The sequence below is a fragment of the Haladaptatus sp. genome (assembly GCF_049589095.1).
Classification (GTDB): Archaea; Halobacteriota; Halobacteria; order Halobacteriales; family Haladaptataceae; genus Haladaptatus.
Window position 1 is genome coordinate 1 of record NZ_JBAWAC010000529.1, and the last position, 2,901, is coordinate 2,901.

The 2,901-nt window shown below is 61.8% G+C and carries 3 protein-coding genes; 1 reads left to right on the forward strand and 2 read right to left on the reverse strand.

What is annotated here, in order from left to right:
• Positions 1–134: 134 nt before the first annotated feature.
• Positions 135–728, reverse strand: a complete 594-nt coding sequence (locus WBV42_RS16580) for an HD domain-containing protein (RefSeq protein WP_423987006.1) — start codon at positions 726–728, stop codon at positions 135–137.
• 418 nt (positions 729–1,146) lie between these two features.
• On the opposite strand from WBV42_RS16580, the gene WBV42_RS16585 reads away from it, so the two are divergent.
• Positions 1,147–2,091, forward strand: a complete 945-nt coding sequence (locus tag WBV42_RS16585) for a DMT family transporter (protein WP_423987007.1) — start codon at positions 1,147–1,149, stop codon at positions 2,089–2,091.
• 48 nt (positions 2,092–2,139) lie between these two features.
• Here the strand turns inward: WBV42_RS16585 and WBV42_RS16590 are convergent.
• On the reverse strand, positions 2,140–2,901 hold a 762-nt coding region (locus tag WBV42_RS16590; RefSeq protein WP_423987008.1), incomplete at its 5' end, for a M24 family metallopeptidase.

Consider the following 2,901-nt stretch of genomic DNA (forward strand, 5'->3'; position numbering starts at 1 on the left):
CCGCTTTGTGTCGATAGTACATCAAGCTATTGCACGTCTAAGAACAACGAAGACGGCGGGCGTATCCCCTCCCTACTCCCTCCGGTCGTTGAGGAAGGGGCCTTACCCGCCTGCAATTCAGGTAAAACCGGGGCTTACTGCGTCTGGCTGTACTTCTCGACCCACTCCTGGAGCGTGATTCCCATCGCGGACTGGGTGATGGCGTTCGAACTCGCCGAGTTCGCGCTCTTGACGAGTTCGGCTTCGAGCGTCCGGGTCGGAATCTCGCCGAGGAAGTGCGGAATCGCCCGCTGGACGGAAATCGGACAGCCGACTTCGTGAGCCAGCGCGTACCCCGACAGGGAGTGGGGAATTTCCTCGGTGGCGTACGTCGGGTCGGGGTCGAGCAGTTGGTCCTCGTCGGCGAAGTCCACGTACTCGTAGCATTTCCCCACGTCGTGGAGCAGACACGCCGCGATGATGGCGTCGTCGTCCGGGTCGGCACCGTGGAACTCGCGCTGTTCCTCCGCCGAGCGCATGGCGATTCGGGTTACTCCCCGCACGTGCTCGACGTTCGTCTTTTCGTGGATGTTCCACGCGTACGGGATATCCTCGATGTCCTTCCATCCGCCGCGGTCCAGGGCCAGCACCCACGCCTCGATGACCTTCTCGCGCAGGTCGTCGTCCTCGATCGACTGGAGTTCGGGATACGCGGCCTCGACCTGTTCGCGGTACTCCGGTTTGCTCATGCGGGATAGATTTTGGTTGCGAGAACGTAATGGTTCGTGATGAGGATATCGCGAGGAGGGGCGGTTGTGATGAGACTCGTTTGAGTTGATTTTCTTGCGATTGCAGTTCTCGGGAACTGCAATCGCAAACCAATCAAAACCAATTCGTAGCGAGCGGTCGGAGGCGTTCAAAATCTGCTTCTCAGCAACTCCAATCACAAGAGTATCAACCACATTTTTCCGAAGTGAGTGTGGCAAGAGATTCAAAATAGCGTCTCCACTGGTAGTTCCTTCCAGTAGAATTTGATATTAAATAGTATATTCCAGTATATTTGACTTCAAAACCACTTTAACGACAGTTTTCTAAGATCAAATACTGTTCGTCGTCCTCTCGTTTCGTATCGAAACTCACCTAAACCGCGACAGCAAGATGGAGGTAATGGCCAGTCGCCGCGACGTCGTACTCTATCTCGCGCTCGCCGCCATCTGGGGAACCGCGTTCCCCGCCACGGAGGCGGCGCTCGAAGGATTTCGCCCTGTCGCCCTCGCCGCCGTCCGCTTCGACTTGGCCGCGCTCGTCCTCCTCGCCGTCGCCGCCGCGTCCGGCCGCTCCCTAATCCCCCGAGGGCGGGGAGACTGGACGCCCATCCTCGTCGGCGGCCTCTTCAACATCGGCCTCCATCACGCGCTCCTGTTCGCCGGACAGCAGTACGTCACGAGCGCCGTCGCATCGACCCTGTTGGGCCTCGTCCCCGTTCTCACGCCCGTCGTCACCTCGGTATTCCGGCCGGACGAGTCCATCTCCGCACGAGGGGTCGTCGGTGTCGTTCTCGGGTTCGTCGGCGTCGTCCTCATCGCGAACCCGAGCGGCGGACACCTGCTGAGCGACATCGGCGTCTGGTTCGTCCTCGGTGCCGCCGTCGCGTGGGTCGTCGGTGCCGTCTTCACCGACGAAAACGACGCCGGGCTTCCGGGTCTCAGCCTCCAAGCGTGGATGCTCGCCGTCGGTGCGCTAGGCCTCGATATCGCGATGTTCGTCGTCCCCGGCCAAGGGTTCGCCGCCGCCACGCCGACGACCACCTCGCTCGCGTGGGTGGGCTATCTCGCCGTCGTTCCCGGTGCCGCCGGGTTCCTCATCTACTTCCGTCTCCTCCACCGCCTCGGCCCCATCGAGATGGGACTCATCGAGTACGTCATCCCGCCCTTCGCCGCCATCTTCGGCTGGTTCGTGCTGGGCGAGGGACTCACCCCGACGACCGGCGGCGGTTTTCTCGCCATCCTCGGTGGGTTCCTGCTCGTGAAGTGGCCGCGGGTCGTCGGTTCGGTACGTGGCTACTTCGACGAGGGAGTCGACGGGAGCGCCGAGTCTTCGAGAGCGGACTGAAGGCTCGACGAGGGAACGTTGGAGAAAATCCGCACGCGACCGAACCACTCAGTACTCTATCCGCGTGATTTCCTCGACGGGCCACTGACTGAGGATTTCTACGCCGTTCTCGCGGACGACGACCATCTCCTCGACGCGGACGCCCTGCCGGTCGGCGGGTTCCATCGTCTCGACGGCCATCGTCATGCCCTCCTCGATTTCGATGGGGTGGTCGGGCGAGATACCGCGCCAGATGAGCGGCACTTCGTACAGTTGGAGGCCGAGGCCGTGTGCCCAGTGGTTGGTCGTCATCTGCCAGTGGTCGGTAGCATCGTACCAGTCGGCGTGTTCACCCTCCATGTCGGGGAAGCCCTCGCAAATCTCGTCCGTCGTCGCGCCGGGTTCGATGCGTTCGAGCACGTCGTAGAGGTTGTCGCGGGCGATTTCGTAGGCGTCCTTCTGGGCTTGAGTGGGTTCACCCATGCTGAACGTTCGGTAGTAACAGGAGCGGTAGCCCATGAAGCCGATGTTGTAGAAATCGGCGTAGACGATGTCGCCGGGGCGCATGATCCGGTCGGTGGTGTTGGCTTGGTGTTTCGGCCACGTGTTCGGCCCGGAGGTGACGTAGCCACCCTGCACCATCGCGCCGAGACGCCAGAGTTCGCTGCTGGCTTCGCCCCACACTTCCGACTCGCGGACGCCGGGTTTCGCGGTTTCCGTGATGCGCTGGAATCCGGCCTCACAGAGCGCGGCGACCATTCGCAGACACTCGATTTCGTCGCGCGTCTTGACCTTCCGGGCGTCCTCCATCACCTTGGCACAGTCGTCGGT

Bases quoted from the DNA above. Each gene is read 5' to 3' on its own strand.
- WBV42_RS16580 (WP_423987006.1), bottom strand. From the start codon at position 728: ATGAGCAAACCGGAGTACCGCGAACAGGTCGAGGCCGCGTATCCCGAA.
- WBV42_RS16585 (WP_423987007.1), top strand. From the start codon at position 1,147: ATGGCCAGTCGCCGCGACGTCGTACTCTATCTCGCGCTCGCCGCCATC.